Annotated in this window: 5 protein-coding genes; all 5 read right to left on the bottom strand. The window is 68.0% G+C overall.

All coding sequences use genetic code 11. From position 1 onward, the window contains the following. On the bottom strand, positions 1 to 597 hold a 597-nt coding region (locus GORHZ_RS16685), incomplete at its 3' end, for an enoyl-CoA hydratase-related protein (RefSeq protein WP_006334907.1). 13 nt (positions 598 to 610) lie between these two features. Further along, entirely contained in the window at positions 611 to 1,795 is a 1,185-nt protein-coding gene (locus tag GORHZ_RS16680; protein WP_006334906.1) for an acyl-CoA dehydrogenase family protein, read from the bottom strand. After that, complete coding sequence (locus GORHZ_RS16675) at positions 1,792 to 3,810, bottom strand: acetyl/propionyl/methylcrotonyl-CoA carboxylase subunit alpha (RefSeq protein ID WP_040532325.1); 2,019 nt, start codon at positions 3,808 to 3,810, stop codon at positions 1,792 to 1,794. Before GORHZ_RS16675 ends, GORHZ_RS16680 begins: the two co-directional genes overlap by 4 nt. Before the next feature lie 7 nt (positions 3,811 to 3,817). After that, entirely contained in the window at positions 3,818 to 5,416 is a 1,599-nt protein-coding gene (locus GORHZ_RS16670) for an acyl-CoA carboxylase subunit beta (RefSeq protein WP_006334904.1), read from the bottom strand. Next, positions 5,413 to 6,573: an acyl-CoA dehydrogenase family protein gene (locus GORHZ_RS16665; RefSeq protein WP_006334903.1), complete on the bottom strand. Its 1,161-nt coding sequence runs from the start codon at positions 6,571 to 6,573 to the stop codon at positions 5,413 to 5,415. Before GORHZ_RS16665 ends, GORHZ_RS16670 begins: the two co-directional genes overlap by 4 nt.

Below are 6,573 nucleotides of genomic sequence, written 5' to 3'. Positions count from 1 at the left end.
ACCGGCGAGCACCGTGTCGGCGCCGGCGTCGAGATCGTCGGTGGTCGCGAAGGATTCGGTGATCAGGCCGATTCGCACCGCGGTCTGGCGATCGAAGCTCTCCCCCGACAGGAAGTACCGGCCCGATGCCCGTGCGGTCATCTTCGGCAGCAGCACCAGCGAGATCACCGACGGCGCCAGCCCGAGCCGCGATTCGGTGAGTGCGAAGGTGCAGGCCGGCCCGGCCAGCGCGATGTCGGCGGCCCCGACGAGTCCGAAACCACCGGCGCGCACGTGACCGTTGATCTTCGCGATCACCGGTTTGGGCAGTTCCAGGATGGTCCGCATCAGGTCGAGCATCGCGCCGGTACCGATCGCCGACGCCTCCTGCACGGACGCGCCGCCCGCCAGTGCCTCGCTGAGATCGGCGCCGGCACAGAATGTTCCGCCGGCATGGGTGAGGACGACGGCGCGGACGTCGGCGTTGGTCTCCGCTTCCCGCAGGCCGTTGCGCAGTTGCTCGACCAGCGCCGCCCCGAGCGCGTTGCGGTTCTTGGGTGAGTCCAGTGTGAGCGTCAGCACTCCGCCCTCGAGGTGAGAGTGGACGACTTCGGTCATCGCATCGCTCCGTTCAGTAGGACTTCGGCAGCCCGAGGCTGGTCTGCGCCACGAAGTTCAGGATCATTTCTCGGCTCACCGGCGCGATGCGGGCGATCCGCGCCAGGCTCAACATGGGTGCCAGACCGTATTCGCTGGTCAGTCCGTTGCCACCCATCGAATGCACGGCGTGATCGACGATCTTCACACACGCCTCTGCGGCGGCGTATTTGGCCATGTTGGCCGGTTCGGCGGCACCCCAGTCGTCGCCGGCGTCGTAGAGCGTCGCGGCCTTCTGCATCATCAGCTTGGCCATCTCGAGCTGGACCTTTCCCTCCGCCAACGGATGTGCGATCGCCTGATGCGCTCCGATGGGGGTCTTCCAGACGGTGCGGTCGTTGACGTAGGCGACCGCCTTGTTCAGCGCGAACCGCCCCATACCGACCGACGACGCGGCGGCCATGATGCGTTCGGGATTGAGCCCCGCGAACAATTGACTCAGCGCGGCATCCTCCGAGCCGACGAGCGCGTCGGCGGGGAGCCGCACGTCGTCGAGGAACAGCTGGAATTGCTTCTCGGGGTTCTGCAGCTCCATGTCGATCATGGTGTATTCGAAGTTCGGCGCGTCGGTCGGCACGATGAACAGGGCCGGCTTGAGCTTTCCGGTCTTGGCGTCCTCGGTGCGGGCGACGATGAGCACCGCCTGCGCCTGGTCGACACCGGAGATGAAGACCTTGCGTCCGCTCAGCAACCAGTCGCCGCCGTCACGCCGGGCGGTGGTGGTGATCTGGTGCGAATTCGACCCGGCGTCGGGTTCGGTGATGCCGAACGCCATGGTGATCGACCCGTCGGCGAGCCCGGGGAGCCAGCGCTGTTTCTGTTCGTCGGTGCCGAACCGTGCGATGACGTTGCCGCAGATGGCCGGCGATACGACCAGCATCAGCAGCCCACTGCCGGCCGCCGCGATCTCCTCCATCACGATGGCCAGTTCGTACATCCCGGCGCCACCCCCGCCGAACTGCTCCGGGAGGTTGACCCCGATGAACCCGAGTTTTCCGGCCTCACTCCACATCTCGTCGGTCTTGCGTCCCTCGCGGGCGCACGCGCGGAAGTAGTCCTGGCCGTATTTGGCGCCGAGGGCAGCCACCGACGCGCGCAGGGCAGCACGTTCCGGGGTTTCGACGAACGGGTTCACTGCGGTGTCGCTCAGGTCGGTCATCCGACGTTCTCCTCTGCTGGGGCGGTGTGGTCGAGTTCGCCATCGGCGGTGATCACCGCGAGGACGTCGCCGACGGAAAGCTGTTGTCCGGGTTGAACCGACAGTGTGGTGACGACGCCGTCGACCGGCGCGGACACGGTGTGCTCCATCTTCATCGCCTCCAGCCACAGCAGCGACTGGCCGGCGACGACCCGGTCGCCCTCGGTGACACCGATGCGGATCACCGCACCGGGCATCGGTGCCAGCAGCGAACCCGGGCGGGCGATGGCGGACGGGTCGACGAAACGCGGCAGGCGGCGCAGCGCGACCGCTCCTCCCAGACCGTCGACGAAGACGGCCTCGCCGTAGCGGGCCACACGCAGCGTGCGCCGCACTCCGGTCACCTCGACGACGACCCGGTCCGGCGACACCTCGACCACCGACGCCTCGGGTAGGTCGGGCAGGTCCACGACTCCGGTACGGCCGTACCGGTAGCGCACCTCGATCTCGGCACCGTCGGCGCGGGTGTCCGCGTAGCGCTTCACCTGATGACCGGACGCGAGGTTGCGCCATCCCGAGGGCAGCCCGGCCTGTACCGTCGCCAGGCTGCGGCCCAGCGCGGCATCGGCGAGTGCGGCGGCGGTGGCCGCGAGCCGCACATCGTCGGCGCCGGCGAGTGGCGCCGACAACACGCCGAGCCCTACCTCATCGATGAAGGCGGTGTCGGTGTCGCCGGTGAGGAACTCCTTGGTGCGCAGGGTGTTCACCAGCATGTCCCGGTTGGTGACCGGCCCGTGGATGCGTGCGTCGGCGAGGGCCCGGGCGAGCATCGCCGCCGCCCTCCGACGATCGGGCGCCCAGCAGATCACCTTGGCGAGCATCGGGTCGTAGAAGGCGGAGATCTCGCTACCGTCTTCGACACCGGAGTCCACCCGGATACCCGGACGGTCGAGCAGCCCGAACCGCACGTCCTCGTCGATCTCTACCGCGTGGACCGTGCCGGACTGCGGTTGCCACTGCGCCGCCGGATCCTCGGCGTAGAGCCGGACCTCGATCGCGTGCCCGGACGAGGTGGGTTCGGTGAGGTCGAGGTGCTCCCCCATCGCCACCCGCAGCTGCCAGGCGACGAGATCGGTACCGGTGGTGAGTTCGGTGACCGGGTGCTCGACCTGCAGACGGGTGTTGGTCTCCAGGAAGTAGAACCGCCCGGTCTCGTCGGCGAGGAACTCGACGGTCCCGGCGCCGGTGTAGCCGATGGCGGCGGCCGCGGATCGGGCGGCGGCGAACAGTCTCTCGCGCAGGTCGCCGCCGAGGCGGTCGACGAGCGGTGCCGGGGCCTCCTCGACCACCTTCTGGTGGCGGCGCTGGATCGAGCATTCCCGTTCGCCGACCGCCCAGATGGCGCCGTGGGTGTCGGCCATGATCTGGACCTCGATGTGGTGGCCGCGTTCGACGTAGGGTTCGCAGAACACCGTCGGGTCACCGAACGCCGACTGTGCCTCCCGCGCAGCGGCTTCCACGGCGGCTGACAGCTCGTCGAGGCTGCGCACGATGCGCATACCGCGTCCACCGCCACCAGCGGACGCCTTGATCAGCAGCGGCAGATCGTCGGCGGTCACCGCGGCGGGGTCGATATTGCCGAGCACCGGGACACCGGCGTCGTCCATCAGCTTCTTGGCGTTGACCTTTGAGCCCATCGCGGTGATCGCCTCCGGTGGCGGACCGATCCAGGTCAGGCCGGCATCGATGACGGCCTGCGCGAATTCGGCGTTCTCCGAGAGGAATCCGTAGCCGGGATGGATGGCGTCGGCGCCCGACGCGTGCGCGGCCGCGATGATCAGATCGCCCCGCAGATAGGTGTCGGCGGACACCGATCCGGGCAGCCGCACCGCCGCGTCGGCCATCGCCACATGGGGGGCATGCTCGTCGGGGTCGGAGAACACCGCGACGGTACGCATGCCCATGGCGCGGGCGGTGGTGAAGACGCGGCCGGCGATCTCGCCGCGGTTGGCGACGAGCACAGAGGTAATGGTCATGTCCGCCTCACATCCGGAAGACGCCGAAGTTGGAGGTGCCCTCGACCGGGGCACCGTGGATGGCCGACAGGCACAGACCGAGGACTGTTCTGGTGTCGCGGGGGTCGATCACGCCGTCGTCGTAGAGCATGCCGGACAGGAAGGCGGGCACCGACTCCGCCTCGATCTGGGCCTCGATCATCTGCCGCATCGCGGCGTCGGCGGCCTCGTCGACGACTCCTCCGCGCGCCTCGGTCGCCGCACGGGACACGATGGAGATGACCCCGGCGAGTTGCGTCGCCCCCATCACCGCCGATTTGGCGCTGGGCCAGGCGAACAGGAACCGCGGGTCGTAGGCGCGTCCACACATGCCGTAGTGCCCGGCGCCGTAGCTGGCGCCGATCAGGACCGAGAGATGCGGCACGGTCGAATTGGAGACCGCGTTGATCATCATCGCGCCGTGCTTGATGATGCCGGCCTGCTCGTATTCCTTGCCGACCATGTAGCCGGTGGTGTTGTGCAGGAACAACAATGGCGTGTCACTGCGGTTGGCCAGCTGGATGAACTGGGCGGCCTTCTGCGACTCCTGGCTGAACAGCACGCCCTGCGCATTGGCGAGGATGCCGATCGGGTACCCGTGGATGCGTGCCCACCCGGTGCACAGGGAGCTGCCGTATTCGGGTTTGAACTCGTCGAAGTCGCTGTCGTCGACGATGCGGGCGATCACGTCGCGTGGGTTGAACGGGATCTTCAGGTCCGACGGGACGATCCCGAGCAGTTCCTCACTGTCGTAGCGCGGTTCGATGACCTCGGCGACCGGGCCCGGTCCCTGTTTGCGCCAGTTCAGCCGCGACACGATGCGGCGCCCGATCCGGACGGCGTCCTGTTCGTCGGCGGCATAGTAGTCGGCCAGACCCGATTGCCGGGCGTGCATCTGGGCGCCGCCGAGCGATTCGTCGTCGCTCTCCTCGCCGGTGGCCATCTTCACCAGCGGTGGTCCGCCGAGGAACACCTTGGACTGGTTCTCGATCATCACGACGTGATCGCTCATGCCCGGAACGTAGGCGCCGCCGGCGGTGGAGTTACCGAATACGAGCGCGATGGTCGGGATGCCGGCCGCCGAGAGGCGGGTGAGGTCACGGAACATCCGCCCGCCGGGGACGAAGACCTCTTTCTGGGTGGGTAGGTCGGCGCCGCCGGATTCGACCAGCGAGATCACCGGTAACCGGTTCTGGAAGGCGATATCGTTGGCCCGCAATATTTTCCGCAGCGTCCACGGGTTGGACGTGCCGCCCTTGACGGTCGGGTCGTTGGCGGTGATGAGGCATTCGACGCCCTCAACGACACCGATCCCGGTGACCATCGACGCCCCGACCTGGAAATCCGAGCCGTAGGCGGCGAGCGGGCACAGTTCCAGGAACGCGGAGTCCTCGTCGATCAGCAGTTCGATGCGTTCACGGGCTGTCATCTTGCCACGCTCACGGTGCCTCGCGACGTACTTCTCGCCGCCGCCGGCGAGCGCCTTGTCGAACTCGATCTGCAGTTCGGCGAGTTTGTCGGCCATTGCGCCCTCGGCCGCGTGGTAGTCCACACCGGCCGGGTCGAGCGTCGAGCGGATCACGGTCATTGCTGATACCCCAATCGTTTTGCCGCCAGGCCGGTGAGGATCTCGGTGGTGCCGCCGCCGATGCCGATGATCCGCATGTCGCGATATTGGCGTTCCACCTCGGTGCCGGTCATGTAGCCGAGTCCGCCGAACAGTTGCACCGCCTGGTTGGCCACCCACTCGCCGGCTTCCACGGCAGTGTTCTTGGCGAAGCAGACCTCGGCGATCAGGTCGTCGTCGGAGGTGATCTTGCGTTCCACGACCGCCCGCGTATAGGTGCGGGCGATGTCGATGCGGCGGGCCATCTCGGTGAGGGTGTCCTGCACGGACTGTCGGGCGATCAGCGGCTTCCCGAACGTCTCGCGGTCTCTGGCCCACGCCAGGGTCAGGTCGAGGCACCGCTGCGCGCTCGCGTAGGCCTGGATGGCCAGGCTGGATCGTTCGGTCACGAAAGCGGTGGCGATCTGGGCGAATCCGGAGTTCTCCGCACCCACCAGGTGGGCGACGGGGACCCGCGCGTCGACGAAGGCGAGTTCGGCGGTATCCGAACAGCGCCAACCCATCTTGTCGAGTTTGCGGGTCACCGTGAATCCGGGGGTGTCCTTGTCGATGACGAGCAGCGACACCCCGGACGCGCCGGGCCCGCCGGTGCGGACCGCGGTGACCACGAAGTCGGCGCGGACCGCCGAGGTGATGTAGGTCTTGGAGCCGTTGACCACGAAGTGGCCGCCGTCGCGGACCGCGGAGGTCCGCAAGTGCCCGACGTCGCTCCCTCCGCCCGGTTCGGTGATGGCCAGACTGCCGATCTTCTCCCCGGCCAGCGTCGGCCGCACCCACCGGTCGATCTGTTCCGGATCACCGGCACCGATGAGATGCGGCAGGGCGATCCCGTGGGTGAACAGCGACGCGAACACCCCGCCCGCCGCACCGGCATAGTGCAGTTCCTCGGCGAGGATGGATGAATCGACGAGGTCGCCACCCGAGCCACCGACCTCCTCGGCGATGCCGAGGCCGAAGAGGCCGAGCTTGGCCGCCTCCCGATGCAGCTCGCGCGGGATCAGCCCGTCGCGTTCCCAGTCGTCCTGATGCGGCAGGATATGTCGTTCGACGAATCCTCGGACGGTCGCGCGCAGTTCGCGTCGTTCCGGCGTGTCCCACACCGGGCTGGTGATCGCCAC

Source organism: Gordonia rhizosphera NBRC 16068, assembly GCF_000298195.1.
Lineage (GTDB): Bacteria > Actinomycetota > Actinomycetes > Mycobacteriales > Mycobacteriaceae > Gordonia > Gordonia rhizosphera.
This window is presented reverse-complemented; position numbering and strand designations above follow the sequence as displayed.

Excerpts from the sequence above, each read along its gene's own strand:
- GORHZ_RS16680 (WP_006334906.1), bottom strand. The coding sequence starts at position 1,795 with ATGACCGACCTGAGCGACACCGCAGTGAACCCGTTCGTCGAAACCCCG.
- GORHZ_RS16675 (WP_040532325.1), bottom strand. The coding sequence starts at position 3,810 with ATGACCATTACCTCTGTGCTCGTCGCCAACCGCGGCGAGATCGCCGGC.
- GORHZ_RS16670 (WP_006334904.1), bottom strand. The coding sequence starts at position 5,416 with ATGACCGTGATCCGCTCGACGCTCGACCCGGCCGGTGTGGACTACCAC.